The 14,232-nt window shown below is 71.8% G+C and carries 13 protein-coding genes; 6 read left to right on the top strand and 7 right to left on the bottom strand.

The window, feature by feature from the left end; all coding sequences use genetic code 11:
• Positions 1–85: 85 nt before the first annotated feature.
• The 6 genes from ACFT2C_RS23695 to ACFT2C_RS23670 are packed head-to-tail and all read left to right on the top strand — an operon-like array spanning position 86 to position 5,758.
• Positions 86–1,090: an ABC transporter permease gene (locus ACFT2C_RS23695; RefSeq protein WP_377209537.1), complete on the top strand. Its 1,005-nt coding sequence runs from the start codon at positions 86–88 to the stop codon at positions 1,088–1,090.
• The gene (locus ACFT2C_RS23690; RefSeq protein WP_377209536.1) at positions 1,083–2,012 is read left to right on the top strand and encodes an ABC transporter permease; all 930 of its coding nucleotides are present in this window, start codon (positions 1,083–1,085) and stop codon (positions 2,010–2,012) included. The genes ACFT2C_RS23695 and ACFT2C_RS23690 overlap by 8 nt, the downstream gene beginning before the upstream one ends.
• Positions 2,009–3,025: an ABC transporter ATP-binding protein gene (locus tag ACFT2C_RS23685; protein ID WP_377209535.1), complete on the top strand. Its 1,017-nt coding sequence runs from the start codon at positions 2,009–2,011 to the stop codon at positions 3,023–3,025. Before ACFT2C_RS23690 ends, ACFT2C_RS23685 begins: the two co-directional genes overlap by 4 nt.
• On the top strand, positions 3,018–4,220 hold the full coding sequence (locus tag ACFT2C_RS23680; protein ID WP_377209534.1) for an ABC transporter ATP-binding protein: 1,203 nt from the start codon (positions 3,018–3,020) through the stop codon (positions 4,218–4,220). Before ACFT2C_RS23685 ends, ACFT2C_RS23680 begins: the two co-directional genes overlap by 8 nt.
• The gene (locus ACFT2C_RS23675) at positions 4,217–4,933 is read left to right on the top strand and encodes a type 1 glutamine amidotransferase (RefSeq protein WP_377209533.1); all 717 of its coding nucleotides are present in this window, start codon (positions 4,217–4,219) and stop codon (positions 4,931–4,933) included. The genes ACFT2C_RS23680 and ACFT2C_RS23675 overlap by 4 nt, the downstream gene beginning before the upstream one ends.
• Positions 4,934–4,969: 36 nt before the next feature.
• The gene (locus tag ACFT2C_RS23670) at positions 4,970–5,758 is read left to right on the top strand and encodes a serine hydrolase (RefSeq protein ID WP_377209532.1); all 789 of its coding nucleotides are present in this window, start codon (positions 4,970–4,972) and stop codon (positions 5,756–5,758) included.
• A gap of 62 nt (positions 5,759–5,820) precedes the next feature.
• Here ACFT2C_RS23670 and ACFT2C_RS23665 read toward each other — a convergent pair whose 3' ends face one another.
• The 7 genes from ACFT2C_RS23665 to mfd all read right to left on the bottom strand — a co-directional run.
• On the bottom strand, positions 5,821–7,068 hold the full coding sequence (locus ACFT2C_RS23665) for a kynureninase (RefSeq protein WP_377209531.1): 1,248 nt from the start codon (positions 7,066–7,068) through the stop codon (positions 5,821–5,823).
• On the bottom strand, positions 7,065–7,952 hold the full coding sequence (locus ACFT2C_RS23660) for a hydrolase (protein WP_377209530.1): 888 nt from the start codon (positions 7,950–7,952) through the stop codon (positions 7,065–7,067). The genes ACFT2C_RS23665 and ACFT2C_RS23660 overlap by 4 nt, the downstream gene beginning before the upstream one ends.
• A gap of 4 nt (positions 7,953–7,956) precedes the next feature.
• Positions 7,957–8,760: a tryptophan 2,3-dioxygenase gene (kynA, locus tag ACFT2C_RS23655; RefSeq protein WP_377209539.1), complete on the bottom strand. Its 804-nt coding sequence runs from the start codon at positions 8,758–8,760 to the stop codon at positions 7,957–7,959.
• A gap of 73 nt (positions 8,761–8,833) precedes the next feature.
• Positions 8,834–10,087: a type II toxin-antitoxin system HipA family toxin gene (locus ACFT2C_RS23650; protein ID WP_377209529.1), complete on the bottom strand. Its 1,254-nt coding sequence runs from the start codon at positions 10,085–10,087 to the stop codon at positions 8,834–8,836.
• Positions 10,088–10,111: 24 nt separating this feature from the next.
• On the bottom strand, positions 10,112–10,414 hold the full coding sequence (locus ACFT2C_RS23645; RefSeq protein ID WP_377209528.1) for a helix-turn-helix transcriptional regulator: 303 nt from the start codon (positions 10,412–10,414) through the stop codon (positions 10,112–10,114).
• A 187-nt stretch (positions 10,415–10,601) separates the two neighbouring features.
• Entirely contained in the window at positions 10,602–11,519 is a 918-nt protein-coding gene (locus ACFT2C_RS23640; protein ID WP_377209527.1) for an ABC transporter substrate-binding protein, read from the bottom strand.
• Between the two features lie 133 nt (positions 11,520–11,652).
• The coding region (gene mfd / locus ACFT2C_RS23635; protein WP_377209526.1) for a transcription-repair coupling factor at positions 11,653–14,232 on the bottom strand (2,580 nt) is incomplete at its 5' end.

Genomic DNA, 14,232 nt, shown 5'->3' with positions numbered 1-14,232 from the left:
AGCTTGTCGAGACCCAGGTCTCGACAAGCTCGACCAACGAGGGTCGCTCTGCTTCGGCGGACCCCATACCCCCCGGAAGGAACCCATGGGGCGTTACATCCTTCGGCGCGTCGCGCAGGCGGTCGGCATGCTGTTCCTGGTGATATTCGTGCTGCACCTGCTCACGACCCTCGCGATCCAGCTGAACGGCAACCCCGCCCTCGCCTTCTTCGGCGACAAGATTCCCTCGCCGGCCCAGATCGCCGCCGTCGAGCAGCGGTACGGGCTGGACGACCCGTGCTACGACCAGACGGGCAACCCGTGCCTCGGGCCGTTCGTCGATCGGCTGGGCCAGTACGCGCAGGGCGACTTCGGCACGAACCTGCGCGGCCGCGAGGTGACGGACATCGTCGCCAGCGCCGCACCGAACACGCTGCGCCTCTTCGTCATGGTCACCATTACGTGGCTCGTGCTGGGCATGGTGCTCGGCTCGGTCGCCGCCCGGTGGCGCGGGTCGCCGTCGGACCACGGCATCCGCCTGACGTCGGTGCTCATCGACGCCCTGCCCGTGTTCGTCCTGCTCCTGGTCTACAAGGAGATCGTGACGGTCCCGCTCAGCAGCTGGTCGGAGGAGACCTTCGGCGAGAACAGCTGGCCGCCGTACTGGTTCAAGCCGTCGTTCGACCCCGAGCACCCATGGGCCACCGTGGCGGTTCCCGGCATCCTGCTGGGGCTGGCCGGCTCCGCGGCCTTCATCCGCCTGGTGCGCGCGAGCCAGCTCGAGTCGTACAACGGCGACCACGTGCGGACGGCCCGGTCGAAGGGCCTGACCGAGGGGCGCGTCGTCGTGCACCACGTGGTGCGCAACTCGTCGATCCCCGTGGTGACGGCGGTGGGGCTCACCTTCGCGGAGGCCCTGAGCGGCGCCGTCATCACCGAAGGGATCATGAACATCTACGGGATGGGCGGCGTCCTGTGGGACGCGGTGCAGAGCAGCGACGTCGGGCTCGTGCTCGGCATCGTGACCATCCTGACCGCCGTGACGGTCGCGGTGATGATCGTCGTCGACATCGCCTACGCCGCGCTCGACCCGAGGATCCGCTATGAGTGAGGCAGCCTCCGCCGCGACCGGGAACGTGGCCGGAGCCGCGTCCCGCACCCTGGCCTCGGACGCCTGGCGCAGCCTGCGCCGCCGGCCCGACGTCATCGTCTCCAGCCTGATCGTCCTGTTCTTCGTGGTCATGGCGGCGTTCCCCACGCTGTTCACCTCGGTGGACCCGCGGCACTGCGTCATCGGGGACGCCAAGATCAAGCCGCAGGGCTTCGGCAACGAGTTCCCGCTCGGCACCGACTCGTTCGGGTGCGACACGCTGGCCCAGCTCGCGCACGGCTCGCGGCCGTCGCTGCTGCTCGCCCTCGTCGTTGTCGGGACGGCGCTGGTCATCGGCGTGACCGTGGGTCTGCTCGCCGGGTACTACCTCGGCTGGGTCGACTTCCTGGTGTCCCGCACCGTCGAGGTCTTCCTGGTGATCCCTTACCTGCTCGCGGCCATGCTGCTGCTGAGCCTGTTCAAGAACGTGGACCTCGGTTCCGGAACGTTCAGCACGATCATGCTGCCCGCGATCGTGCTGACGCTGTTCGGCTGGATGGGCTACGCCCGGTACGTCCGGGCGAGCGTCCTGGAGGCCAAGAACCTCGACTACGTCACGGCCGCCCGCGCCCTGGGCGCCTCCGACCTGCGGATCATGTTCCGGCACGTGCTGCCCAACGCGATCGGCCCGGTGACGGCCCTGATCCCGACGGCGATCGCCGGCGTCATCGGCGCGGAGGCCGTGCTCGCGTTCCTCGGGATCGGCGTGCGCCCGCCCGCGATCTCCTGGGGGATCATGATCGAGAACGGTTCGTCGTGGGTGCTCGGCGGATACCCGCACATGCTGCTGGTGCCGCTGGGTGCCCTGCTCGCGACCGTCCTGTCGCTGGTGGTGCTGGGTGACGCGCTGCGCGACGCCCTCGACCCGAGGCTGGCGGCATGAGCGGCACCCCCCTCCTCGAGGTCACCGACCTCGCCGTCGAGTTCCGGACGTCGGACGGCGCCGTGCGCGCCGTCGACGGCCTGTCCTACCGCGTGGAAGCCGGCCGCACCCTCGCGATCGTCGGCGAGTCCGGCTCCGGCAAGTCCGTGTCGTCGCTGGCCGTGATGGGGCTGCTCCCGGACACCGCGCGGATCACGCGCGGGAGCGTCCGCCTCGCGGGCACCGACCTGCTCGGCCTGAGCCGCAAGGAGCACCGCGCGCGCTGCGGCGACCAGGTGGCGATGGTGTTCCAGGACGCGCTGGCCGCGCTCAACCCCGTGCACACCGTGGGCTACCAGCTCACGGAGGCGCTGCGGGCGCGGCGGGGGCTGTCGCGCGGCGACGCCCGCCGGCGGGCCGTCGAGCTGCTCGACATGGTCAAGGTGCCGAACGCGAAGGCCCGCGTCAAGGAGTACCCCCACCAGTTCTCCGGCGGCATGCGGCAGCGCGTCATGATCGCTTCCGCGCTGGCCATGGACCCCGACGTCCTCATCGCCGACGAGCCCACCACCGCCCTCGACGTCACCGTCCAGGCCCAGGTGCTGCGCCTGCTCGCGGAGATCCAGGCGGAGCGGCAGATGGGGCTCGTGCTGATCACGCACGACCTCGGCGTCGTGGCCGGCGTGGCCGACGACGTCACGGTGATGTACGCGGGCCGCGCCGTCGAGCAGGCGCCGGTGGCGCCCGTCTACACGACGCCCGCCCACCCGTACACGCGGGCGCTCCTGCGCTCGATCCCGTCCGCGTCCGGGACGGGGCGCCTGCCCGTGATCCCGGGCCGCCCGCCGAGCCCCGCCGCCATGCCGGCGGGCTGCCCGTTCCACCCGCGCTGCGACGCCGTCCTCGACGTGTGCCGCACCGAGGTGCCGCCGCTGGCGGTCCCGGCGGAGGGCCGCACGTCGGCGTGCCACTTCGCGGCGGACATCATGGCGAACCGGGCGCCGGCCAAGGACACCGGAGGTCACGATGGATGAGCCAGTGCTCGAGGTGCGCGACCTCGTCAAGCACTACCCCGTGCGCAACGGCCTGCTGCGCCGTTCAACCGGCGCCGTCAAGGCGGTCGACGGCGTCTCGCTCACCCTGGACCGGGGCAAGACCCTCGGCCTGGTGGGCGAGTCCGGCTCGGGCAAGTCGACGCTCGCGCGCGTACTGGTCGGCATCGAGAAGCCGACGTCGGGCCAGGTGCTCGTCGACGGCGAGGACGTCACGCGCCTGTCCCAGGCGGGCCGCAAGCAGCTCCGCCGCGACGTGCAGATGGTGTTCCAGGACCCGTACACGTCGCTGAACCCGCGGATGTCGGTCGGCGAGATCGTGGGCGAGCCGTTCGCGATCCACGGCATCACCCCGGCCGGCGGACGGCGGGCCGCGGTGGGCGAGCTGCTGGAGCTCGTCGGCCTCGACCCCGACCACGCGAACCGGTACCCGCACCAGTTCTCGGGCGGGCAGCGGCAGCGCGTCGGGATCGCCCGCGCGCTCGCCCTGCGGCCCAAGATCCTGGTGTGCGACGAGCCGGTCTCCGCGCTCGACGTGTCGGTGCAGGGCCAGGTCATCAACCTCCTGGAGGACCTCCAGGAGGAGCTGGGCCTGTCGTACCTCTTCGTCGCGCACGACCTTGGCGTGGTGCGGCACATCGCGCACGACGTCGCCGTGATGTACCTGGGGCGCATCGTCGAGCAGGGGCGCGAGGCCGAGGTGTACGACGGCGCCCAGCACCCGTACACGCAGGCGCTGCTGTCGGCGGTGCCCGTGCCGGACCCGTCGGTGCGGCTGGTCGCACCCTCGCTGGTTGAGCCTGTCGAAACCGGGGTCTCGACAAGCTCGACCAGCGGCGGCGTCGGCGGGGGCGCGATAGTCCTGGAGGGCGACCCGCCCTCGCCGGTGGACCCGCCGTCCGGCTGCCCGTTCCACACGCGGTGCTGGCTCGCGCCCGCGCTGCCGGAGGCGCAGCCCGACCCGATCCCGTCCTACCCGCCCACCGACCGGCCGGACGCCGGGCTGCGGCTGGTGCCCGCGGTGTGCGAGACGGACCTGCCGGCGCTGGTCCCCCGCCCGGAGGTGGGCTCCGCCGCCGCTCCCGGAGACGTTCCCGCGGCCGGTCCTGGCGCAGCTTCCCACGTGGTGGCCTGCCACTTCGCACGAGGGCTGGCCGCCCCTAGGGTCGAGGTATGACGACGCGTGTCCTGGTAGTCCTGAACTCGCCCACCAGCTCCATGGGCCGGCTCGAGCAGCTTCTTCCCGAAGCAGGCCTCGACCCGTACCTGACGCCCGGCTCGGAGCTTCCGGAGAACCTCGACGGCTTCGCAGGCATGGTCCTGCTGGGCGGCGGCTTCATGCCGGACGACGACGTCGACCACCCGTTCCTGGCGCGCGAACGGAGGCTGACCACGGAGGCCCTGGCGTCCGGGCTGCCGCTGCTCGGCCTGTGCCTCGGCGGTCAGCTCCTGGCGCACGTCACGGGCGGCGTCGTGACGGCGCGGTCCGGCGAGACGGAGCGCGGCATGTGTCCGCTCACGGTGCTTCCGGCCGCAGCCGGCGACCCGGTCTTCGGCGACCTGCCCGGCGTGCCGGACGGGCCGCTGTGGATGATCGAGAACCACGAGGACTCGGTGACCACCCTGCCGCCGTCGGCCACGCTGCTGGTCTCCAGCGGAGAGTGCCCCATCCAGGCGTTCCGCGTGGGCGAGGCTGCCTGGGGCCTGCAGTTCCACCCCGAGGCGCGCCCCGAACGCGTGGCGACCTGGGACGAGGCCGCGCTGTCGGAGCAGGGCATCGACCGTGCGGCGCTGGCCGAGGCGGCGCTGGTGCACGCGGCCGAGAACGAGGCGCAGTCGCGCGCGCTGGTCCGCGCCTGGTCCGACGTCGTCCACAAGAGCGCGAAGTAGAACCAGGGCGAGGATCGACGAGAGGGCGGGACGCACATGGTGGCGACAGGGACGCACAGCGACGGGGTGCCCACGGTGGCCTACCGGATCGCCCGGGCGTCGGGCGAGGTGCTGGCGGCACGCCAGGACGCGTTGGGCTTCTACGCGGCCTCCACCGTGAAGCTCGCGGTGCTGGTCGCGGCGGCCCGCGAGCTCGACGCCGGGACGGCGAGCCTCGACGAGACCTGCACCGCCACCCGGACCTTCACGTCGCAGGTCCCGGGTGCCGGCGAGTACACGATCGAGCCGGACGACACCGACACCGGCCTCCCGCCCGACGGCACGCCGATGCCGCTCGGCGACGTGATCGAGCGCATGATCGTCGTCTCGTCCAACGAGGCGACCAACATCGTGTCCGAGCGTGTCGGCCTGCCCGCCGTCAACAAGGTCCTGGCGGACGCCGGGGCGGGTGGCTCGGTCTTCGGCCGCAAGTACTCCGACCTGGCCGCCGAGCAGGCCGGAGCCTCGCACCGTACGACGGCGGCCGACCTGTGCCTGCTCATGTCCGCCCTGGTCGCGGGCGGGCTCGCGAGCCCGGAGCGCACCGCGTGGATGTGCGAGCTGCTCGGCCGCCAGACCGACCGCCAGCTCACCGCCGCCGTGCCCCGCGACGTCCCGTTCGGCTCCAAGTCGGGCTGGGTGGACGGCATCCGGCACGACGTCGCGTTCGTCGGTGAGCCGGGCCCGAACGCCCTGGTCATCGCGGTATGCACGCGCGGCTACGACGAGAACTCAGCCGAGGAGACCCTCAAGTCCCTGGGCGCCCTGGCGTTCTCCCTCACCTGACCCGCCTCGCTGGTCGAGCTTGTCGAGACCGGGTCTCGACAAGCTCGACCAGCGATGGAGGTTCAGCCCAGCAGGTCTCGGATCAGCCAGAGGCCCGTCGCGACCTCCTGGAAGCTCGTGCTGAGCGGGGAGAGGCCCACGCGGAGGCCCTGCGGAGGCCGGAAGTCCGGCACGACGCCGCGCTCCCAGGCCTCCGCGACCACGCGCTTGAAGTCGGGGTGGTCCAGCATGACGTGGCCCCCCCGGCGCTCCGGCGCGCGCGGCGACGCGACCCGGACCCCGGGCAGGTACTCGTCGGCGATCTCCATCGCGAACCCGGTCAGCGCCAGCGACTTCTCGCGCACCGCCGGCATACCGGCCTCTTCGACGAGCGCGAGCATGTCGCGCATCGGCAGCATCCCGATCACGGGCGGCGTGCCGCTGATGAGCTGCCGGATCCCGGAGGCGGGCTCGTACTCGGGCCCCATCGCGAACGGGTCGGCGGCCCCCATCCAGCCCTGGACCGGCTGGCGCACCTCGTCCTGCAGGCCGGCGGCCAGGTAGGCGAAGGCGGGCGAGCCCGGCCCGCCGTTGAGGTACTTGTACGTGCAGCCGACCGCGATGTCCACGCCGTCGGCGTCCAGGCTCAGCGGGACCGACCCGGCGGAATGGCACAGGTCCCACAGGACGAGCGCCCCGGCGTCGTGCACGACCCGCGTGATCGCGGGCAGGTCGGCGATGTAGCCGGACTTGTAGGCGATGTGGCTGAGCAGCACCAGGGCGGTGTCCTGCCCGACGGCGGCCGCCACCTCCTGGGGCGTCACGCCCGCCTCCGCGTCGGGCGTGATCCAGCGGATCTCCAGACCGCGCTCGGCGGCGATGCCCTGCAGCACGAACCGGTCCGTGGGGAAGTTCTCGGTGTCCGCGACGATCACGCGGCGTCCCGGCCGCGCGTCGATCGCGGCCCGGGCCAGCTTGTAGAGCAGCACGGTCGTGGAGTCGGCGACGACGGTCTGCCCCGCCGCAGCGCCCAGCACCACGCGGGCCAGCGTGTCGCCGAGCTCGGTCGGCGCGTCCATCCAGCCCTCGTCCCAGGACCGGATCAGGCGGGCCGCCCACGGCCCGTCCACGAAGGACGCCAGCCGCTCGCGGGTGGCGGTCAGGGGTCTGCCGAGCGAGTTGCCGTCGAGGTAGGCGATCAGGCCCTCGCTCGGGGCGAAGAGGTCGCGGTACCGGGCGAGCGGATCGGCGGCGTCGCGGGCGACGGCGCGTTCGCGCAGGTCGGCGGGCAGGCTCTGCAGCAGGTCGGCGATGGATGCGGTGTCGGTCACGGATGCTCCAGGTCGGTCGGCGTCGGCCCGAGCGTACGTGACGCGCGGAGCCAGGCGATCAGGTCGGCCGCCGTGCCCGGCACCGGGAGCGGCGCCGTGAGCGCGGGGACCTCCGGCGGTCCCAGGACCGCCCGCAGCAGCACCTCCCCCGTCAGGCCCACCTCGCCGAGCAGCTCGATCTCGCGCTCGTTCACCCCGACCGGCGTCGGCCCGTTGCCCATGTCCGTGCCGTACGCGAGGGTGCCGCCCACGGCGACGAACCGCCGGGCGTTGTCGAGCGCCCGCTCCAGTCCGGCCGGCCGCTCCAGACCGGCCGGCCGGCCGGGCCCGTCGTGGATCGCGAGGGTCGAGATCCATGTCATGCGAGCCGCCCGGGCGATCAGCTCGGGCGGCAGCGTCTCCGTCCAGGGCACGTGCACCAGCACGTCCGCGCCGACGGCGATCGCGCGCCCAGCCTGGCCGGCACCCTCCGCGTGTACGAGCACCGGCAGCCCGGCCGCGCGCGCCTCCGCGACGAACGCACGGAGGACGTCGTCGGGCAGCAGCGCCATGCCCGCGTGGAGGGCGACCTTGACCGCGAACCCGCCCGCGGCGGCGACGTCGGCCACCGCCTGAGCGGCCTCGCGGGGCGAGGCGACGGGCCGCACCGCGGCGTTCGGCGCCCAGGACCGCCCGGCCGGATACCCGCCGGGCGCAGTGTGGAACGGCCCCACGTACCGCACCCGGACGCCCGACGGCGGCGTGGTCGCCCAGGCGGCCGTCTCGCGCGGGTCCCAGCCCAGGTCGTGCACCTCGGTGACCGGGCTGTCCGCAAGGAGCGTCCGGTCCACCAGGCCCAGGTGCACGTGGCGGTCGACGACGCCCGGGAGCGTCACCTGCGGCACGCCGTCACGCACCGAGCGGGCCGTCGATCTCGGTGCGCACCGAGATGAGCTCGGGGAAGAACGTCAGGTCCAGGGCGCGCTTCAGGAAGCCGACGCCGCTGGAGCCGCCGGTGCCCGTCTTGAAGCCGATGGTGCGCTGCACCGTGCGCAGGTGGCGGAACCGCCAGAGCTGGAACGCGTCCTCGATGTCGACCAGGTCCTCGCAGGCCTCATACAGCTCCCAGTAGGCGTGCGGGTCCTGATAGATCGTCTTGAAGACGGCGATCAGCTCCGGGTGCTCGGTCCAGGCCTGGGTGACGTCGCGGTCCAGGATCTCGGCCGGCACCGGGTGACCGCGCCGGGCCAGCAGGCGCAGGAACGCGTCGTACACGGTGGGCTCGTCCAGGAGCTGTGCGAGCTGCGCGTGCACCTCCGGCTTGCCCCGGAAGACCTGGAGCATGCCGGCGTTCTTGTTGCCGAGCAGGAACTCCACGGCGCGGTACTGGTGCGACTGGAAGCCCGACGACTGGCCCAGCGAGCCCCGGAACTCCGCGTACTCGCTCGGGGTGAGGGTGGCCAGCACCGACCACTGCTCGGTGATGGTGCGCTGGATGTGCTTGACGCGGGCCAGGCCCTTGAGCGCACGCGAGAGGTCGTCGGCGTCGAGGTACCGCCGCACGGCGCCCAGCTCGTGCACGACGAGCTTGAGCCAGAGCTCGGTGGTCTGGTGCTGGATGATGAAGAGCAGCTCGTCGTGGTGCGGCGGGTCGCTCATCGGGTGCTGCGCCGATAGGAGCTCGTCGAGCCCCAGGTAGGAGCCGTAGTCCATCTCGTCGCGGAAGTCCGTGCGGATGGAGGCCTCGATGGGCCGGGTGTTACCAGTCACCTCTGGAGCGTAACGCTCAGGCGGCCTGGGCCTCGTCGCGGTTCGGGTTCTCGAAGGCCTCCGCCATCAACGCGATCTCCTCCGCCGGGAGCGACATGTCGCGTGCGATGCGGGTCCAGCCCGACGTCGCCGTCGCCACCTCGGCGAGCACCCGCCGGGCGTCGTCCTGCCGCAGGCCGTAGGAGTCCGCAGTGGCAAGCAGCACCCGCACGTCCCGGTCGATGCGGGACCCGCCGGGGCGCAGCGGCGTCGACTCCGCGACGGCGAACGGGTTCGGGTTCACGTCGAACAGCGGCGACAGCGACCAGCCGTCCGGACGGCGCAGGAAGCCGTGGTTCTTCATGTGGTCGTCCACGTTGCGCACGAGCAGCGTGAACGCGACGCGACGAAACAGGTCGTGCCCGTCCGTGGCCGGCCGGCCCGAGTGGTCGGCCAGCGTCTCCGCGAGGGTCCGGTAGTCGATGACCTCGAAGAACGCCTTCTGCGTCAGGCTGTCGGCGGAGAGGAAGCCGATGCGGCCGCCGTCCGGACGCCGGTCGAAGCGGCGCGTCAGCAGGATGGAGCGCCCCGGGCCGATGCGGTGCAGCCGCGCCACTGGCACCTCGATGCCCGCGTCCGAGGCAAGCCGCAGCGTCAGGTACTCCCAGGCCTGCACGTCCCACCGGTCGCCGCTCTCGGGCAGCTTGGCCATCCACAGGTCGCCCTCGGCGTCCCGCACGGTCACCTTCGGGCGTGCCCCGCCCATCGAGGTGCCGGCCGCGACCAGGAGGCTGACGTCGTGGTCGGTCTCCCGGTGGTGCGCGACGGCGTCCGCGGCGTCCGTGAGCGACGGCAGGTCCACCAGGTCGGGGACCTCCGCGCGCGGGGGCCCCATGAAGGTCTTGCCCTCGTCGAGCGAGAAGCGCAGGGCACCCAGGCGGGTCTCGTCCTGCACGCCGAGCAGGAAGTCGACCTCGGTGAGGGTCATGAACCCGCGGCCCTCGGCGCGGGCGGCGCGGCGCTCGGCGTTGAACAGCAGGGTCCGCCCCCACTGGTCGGGCTGGCAGTCCGCGAGGACGCCGAAGAGCGGCCGGTCGCTGCCCGACGGGATGTTCCCCGGGGTCAGCGGCAGCTCCGGGCACAGGGCGTAGGCGCGCGGGTCGCGCAGGTAGGCGGCGGCGTAGCGGAACGTGCAGCCCACCAGGGCGCCGCCTCGGTTGAGGTGCATGTCGAGGTCACCGGCGCGGGCCTGGCCCCCGCCGGGTAGTTCGACCTCGACATGTATCGACAACGTGACTCACTTCCTCAGGTTTCGTCAGGTGGCGACTCGGACCCGCTGTGGCAGGGCCCGTTCCGCGTGGAACCTACCCATCTCGGTGGTGAGCGGGTCGGTCGAGCCGACGACGGCATCCGCCACGCCGAGCACCCGCAACACGGCAAGTGTGTTCTCGAGGCTGACGGTTCCGGTGCCGGTCTCGATGGCGCGCAGCGTGGTGCGTGTGATGCCCGCGCGGTCGGCGACGAGCTGGGCCGTGAGGCCGTGGATCTTGCGCCAGGCGCGGACGTGTTCGCCGAGTGAGGCGAGGTCGCGCCGGGTCCGTAGGGACGTTCTGGCCATGACAACTCCTTTCGGTTACCAGGCTAACCGACGGAGGTCGTAACGGTCACTAGGGTGACCGTTATTCTTGGCGGCTCCGGCTCCGGCTCCGGCTCCGGCGTCGACGCGCGAGGGAGGTGCGGGCACAGCAGAACGGGCCGCCCCACGGTGGTGGGACGGCCCGTCGTGCGTGACGTTCAGCGGTGCGTCACTGCTGCGCCTGGTTGTTGACCGTGGCCGTCTTCAGCGCGCCGGCCGAGAGGTCGTGCTTCTTGAGGATCTCGGCGTAGGTGCCGTCGTCGATGATGCTCTGCACCGAGGCCTGGTAGGCCCGCACCAGCTCGACGTCGCCCTTGGGGAACACGAAGCCCAGCGGCGTCGGGTTGATGACCTCGGTGTTCGCCACCTCGAAGACGTCGCCGGACCCGACCTGCTTCGCGTTGTAGGCGCCCGTCGACCACTGGGTGAGCTCGGCATCCGCCTTGCCCGCCTGGACCTGCGCGAGCGCATCGGCGTCGGTGTCGAACTGCGTCACGGTGACCGGCTTGGCCTTGCAGTCCCCGGTGTTGAGCGCGGTGAGCGCCTCCGCCTGGGTCGATCCGGTGAGCACCGCGACGGGACGTCCGCACAGGTCCTTGAGCGTCTTGATCCCGCCGGGGTTGCCGGCCGGGACCATGATCGCGTCGCTGTCGTTGTAGTAGTCGACGAAGTCGTAGTCGATCTGCCGCTCAGCCGTGTCCGACATGGCGGCAGCGATCGCATCGACGTTGCTCGCGTACAGCTCGCCCAGCAGCGATTCGAACGGCATGTCGTGGAACGTGTACTTCAGGCCCAGCCGGTCCGAGGCGGCGTCGAACAGGTCGATCTCGAACCCGACGATGCGGCCGGCCTCGTTCGTGTACTCGAAGGGCGGGTAGCCCGACTCCGTACCGACAGTGATGCGTGTGGACTCCGCCCGCAGCTCGCCGGGGAGCAGAGCGCGCAGGTCCTCGTGCACCTGGACCTCCTGCCCGTTGCCCTCCGCCGCTTGCGGCGATTCGAGCGAGCAGCCAGCCATCAGGGCCCCGATCGCGGTCACTGCCGCTACTGAGCCGATGACCGCACGCATGCGGTGTTCGAGAGCCATGCGGGGGTCCTCCACACAAAAAAGACACGATGAGCGAGTTACGCGGGTGGAGCCTATACGGTCCTGCCAAGTTGCTGTGAATCCGAGTTTCACCTACGCCCACGGTGAGGGACGCAGCGAGACAGACACTCGGTCAGACGCTGGTGCCGACCTTAGCGGCAGCCCCCACATCCGCGAGAATCACCGCATCGATGAGGCCCCGCGCCCACTCCAGCACCTCGGTCCCGCGCAGCGGCCGCCCGCCGATCCGCGCCGTGGTCGGGAACGGTACGAGCACCGCACGGATCGCCGGCTTGAGGATGGTCCCGGGGTAGAGCCGCTTGAGCCGCAGCTGTGCCGACTCCGGCAGGTTCACTGGCGCGAACCGGACGTACTTGCCCTGGGCCGTGATGTCCGTGAGCCCTGCCTGACGGGCGTGGTTGCGGAAGTCCGCGACGTCGAAGAGCGCGCCCGCGACGTCGGGCAGCGCGCCGTAGCGGTCGGTGAGCTCCGCGCGCACCTCGGCGAGCGCCGCGGCGTCCTGCGCGGTGGCGATCTTCTTGTACGCCTCGAGCCGCAGCCGCTCGGTGGCGATGTAGGACTCGGGCAGGTGGGCGTCGACCGGCAGCTCGATGGTGACCTCGGGGGCCTCCTCCTCGGCGTCCCCGCGGAACGCGGACACCGCCTCGCCGACCATGCGGACGTAGAGGTCGAACCCGACGCCGGCGATGTGGCCGGACTGCTCGCCGCCGAGCAGGTTGCCCGCGCCGCGGATCTCGAGGTCCTTCATGGCGATCTGCATGCCCGCGCCGAGGTCGGTGTGGGCGGCCATGGTGGCGAGCCGGTCGTGCGCGGTCTCGGTGAGGGGCCTCTCCGGCGGGTAGAGGAAATAGGCGTACGCGCGCTCGCGCCCGCGGCCCACGCGCCCGCGGAGCTGGTGGAGCTGGGACAGGCCGAGCATGTCGGAGCGCTCCAGGATCAGGGTGTTGGCGTTGGAGATGTCCAGGCCGGTCTCGATGATCGTGGTGCAGACCAGGACGTCGAGCTCCTTCTCCCAGAAGGCGCGGATGACCTGGTCGAGCTGGTGCTCGCTCATCTTGCCGTGCGCGACGCCGATGCGGGCCTCCGGCACCAGCTCGTTCAGCCGGGAGGCGGTGCGCTGGATGGTCTCCACCTTGTTGTGCACGTAGAAGACCTGGCCCTCGCGCAGCAGCTCGCGCCGCAGGGCGGCGGCGATCTGCTTCTCCTCGAAGGCGCCCACGTAGGTGAGCACCGGGTGCCGCTCCTCCGGGGGCGTGGCCAGCGTGGACATCTCGCGGATGCCGGTCACCGCCATCTCGAGCGTGCGCGGGATCGGGGTGGCCGACATGGCCAGCACGTCCACGTTGGTGCGGAGCTGCTTGAGCGTCTCCTTGTGCTCGACGCCGAACCGCTGCTCCTCGTCGATCACCACCAGGCCCAGGTCCTTGAACACGACCGAGCCGGTGATGAGGCGGTGGGTGCCGATGACGATGTCGACGCTGCCGTCCTTGAGACCCGCGAGCGTCTCCTCGGACTCCTTGGCGGACTGGAAGCGGCTCAGCGCCCGCACGTTGACCGGGAATCCGGTGTACCGCTCGGAGAAGGTCTCGAAGTGCTGCTGCACCAGGAGCGTCGTGGGCACGAGGATCGCCACCTGCTTGCCGTCCTGCACCGCCTTGAACGCGGCCCGGATCGCGATCTCCGTCTTGCCGTACCCGACGTCGCCGCACACCAGGCGGTCCATCGGCACGGACTTCTCCATGTCGGCCTTGACCTCGTCGATCGTCGCGAGCTGGTCCGGCGTCTCGACGTAGGCGAAGGCGTCCTCAAGCTCGCGCTGCCACGGGGTGTCGGGGCCGTAGGCGTGGCCCTGCGTCGCCATGCGCGCGCTGTAGAGCCGGATCAGCTCGCCCGCGATCTCCCTGACGTGCTTGCGGGCCTTGGCCTTGGTGTTCTTCCAGTCGGCGCCGCCCATCTTGGACAGTGACGGCGACTCCCCGCCCGTGTACTTGGTGACCTGGTCGAGCTGGTCGGTGGGCACGAACAGGCGGTCGCCCGGCTGGCCGCGCTTGCTGCTCGCGTACTCGATCACGAGGTACTCGCGCGTGGCCCGGTTGCCGCCGGTGCCCATGGTGCGCTGCGCCATCTCGACGAACCGGCCCACGCCGTGCTGCTCGTGCACCACGAAGTCGTCGGCCTTGAGCTGGAGCGGGTCCACGACGTTGCGCCGTCGGCTGGGCATCTTGCGCATGTCGCGCGTGCCCGAGCCGGCCCGCCCGGTCAGGTCCTGCTCGGAGAAGACGGCGAGCTTCAGGTCGGGCGCCACGAAGCCCTTGCCGGCGCCGCCTGCGACCACGTGCACGACGCCGGGCTCCGGCTCGTCCTCGAGCGAGATCGCCAGCCGGGCCGCGGTACCCGCCGCCGACAGCTGCTCCGTCATGCGCTTGGCCGGGCCATGGCCCTCGGTGGTCAGCACGAGCCGCCAGCTCGCGACCTGCAGGCCGTGCACGTCGTCGAGCGCCCGCGCGAGGTCGCCCCGATAGGACTCGACGTCGCGAGCGCTGATCGTGAACACGTCCTCCCCGCCCCCGTCGGTCAAGCCTGCCCCACCGCTGGTCGAGCCTGTCGAGACCCCCCGCGCGCCAAGGCGGGCCCACCCACCCACCAACCCGGGCGGCCGGGAACGCCAAACGGGGCCCCCCCGGGCGGTTAA

The organism is Promicromonospora sp. NPDC057138, from assembly GCF_042670845.1.
Lineage (GTDB): Bacteria > Actinomycetota > Actinomycetes > Actinomycetales > Cellulomonadaceae > Promicromonospora.
This window is presented reverse-complemented; position numbering and strand designations above follow the sequence as displayed.

Excerpts from the sequence above, each read along its gene's own strand:
- ACFT2C_RS23680 (WP_377209534.1), top strand. The coding sequence starts at position 3,018 with ATGGATGAGCCAGTGCTCGAGGTGCGCGACCTCGTCAAGCACTACCCC.
- ACFT2C_RS23695 (WP_377209537.1), top strand. The coding sequence starts at position 86 with ATGGGGCGTTACATCCTTCGGCGCGTCGCGCAGGCGGTCGGCATGCTG.
- ACFT2C_RS23675 (WP_377209533.1), top strand. The coding sequence starts at position 4,217 with ATGACGACGCGTGTCCTGGTAGTCCTGAACTCGCCCACCAGCTCCATG.
- ACFT2C_RS23685 (WP_377209535.1), top strand. The coding sequence starts at position 2,009 with ATGAGCGGCACCCCCCTCCTCGAGGTCACCGACCTCGCCGTCGAGTTC.
- ACFT2C_RS23640 (WP_377209527.1), bottom strand. The coding sequence starts at position 11,519 with ATGGCTCTCGAACACCGCATGCGTGCGGTCATCGGCTCAGTAGCGGCA.
- kynA (WP_377209539.1), bottom strand. The coding sequence starts at position 8,760 with ATGGACTACGGCTCCTACCTGGGGCTCGACGAGCTCCTATCGGCGCAG.
- ACFT2C_RS23690 (WP_377209536.1), top strand. The coding sequence starts at position 1,083 with ATGAGTGAGGCAGCCTCCGCCGCGACCGGGAACGTGGCCGGAGCCGCG.
- ACFT2C_RS23645 (WP_377209528.1), bottom strand. The coding sequence starts at position 10,414 with ATGGCCAGAACGTCCCTACGGACCCGGCGCGACCTCGCCTCACTCGGC.
- ACFT2C_RS23670 (WP_377209532.1), top strand. The coding sequence starts at position 4,970 with ATGGTGGCGACAGGGACGCACAGCGACGGGGTGCCCACGGTGGCCTAC.